General features: G+C 67.3%; 1 protein-coding gene. It reads left to right on the forward strand.

The genetic code is table 11. The annotated features are described in order from the left end of the window. Positions 1–1,014: biotin synthase BioB (gene bioB / locus C8K14_RS22305; RefSeq protein ID WP_107719342.1), on the forward strand; the 1,014-nt coding region annotated here is incomplete at its 5' end.

A 1,014-nucleotide genomic window follows, 5' to 3' on the forward strand; every position in this document is an offset into this window, starting at 1 on the left:
CGCACCGACTGGAGCCGCGAGGAAATCGCCGCATTGTTCGACCTGCCGTTTACCGAGCTGGTGTTCCGCGCCGCCGCCGTGCACCGCGACCATCACCGCGCCGGTGAAGTGCAGCTGTGCACGCTGCTGTCGATCAAGACCGGCGGCTGCCCGGAAGATTGCGGCTATTGCTCGCAAAGCGTCAAGGCGGACAGCGGCGTCGCCGCGAGCAAGCTGATGGATGTGCAGGCCGTGTTGCAGTCGGCGGCCCAGGCGCGCGATGCCGGGTCCAAGCGGTTCTGCATGGGCGCAGCCTGGCGCAACCCCAAGGATCGCGACATGGACGCCATCGTGCAGATGGTGAAGGGCGTGCGCGAGATGGGGCTCGAAACCTGCATGACGCTGGGCATGCTGACCCCCGATCAGGCCGGCAAGCTGGCCGAGGCCGGCCTCGACTATTACAACCACAATATCGACACCTCGCCCGAACGCTATAACGAGGTGATCACCACCCGCACGTTCCAGGACCGCCTCGATACCTTGAGCGTGGTGCGCGAGGCCGGGATCAACGTCTGTTCGGGCGGCATTGTCGGCATGGGCGAAACCCGCGCCGATCGCGTCGGCTTTGTCCACGCGCTGGCCACGCTGGAACAGCACCCCGAAAGCGTGCCGGTCAACGCGCTGGTGCCGGTCAAGGGCACCGTGCTGGGCGACATGCTGGCCGATACGCCGATGGCCAAGATCGACGATATCGAGTTCGTGCGCACCGTGGCGGTGGCCCGCATCACCATGCCGCTGTCGATGGTGCGCCTGTCGGCCGGCCGCGAAAGCATGAGCGAGGCCACCCAGGCACTATGCTTCCTCGCGGGGGCCAACTCGATCTTCACCGGCGACAAGCTGCTGACCGCGCCCAATGCCGGCGACGACAGCGACGCGGCGATGTTCGCGCGCCTGGGCCTGAGGCCCATGGAAGGCGAAGAGCCGCTGCGCGCGATGAAAGCCGTTGGCGGCTGCTCGGGCGGCTGCGCGGCCTGA

This window comes from Novosphingobium sp. GV079 (genome assembly GCF_003058045.1).
Classification (GTDB): domain Bacteria; phylum Pseudomonadota; class Alphaproteobacteria; order Sphingomonadales; family Sphingomonadaceae; genus Novosphingobium; species Novosphingobium capsulatum.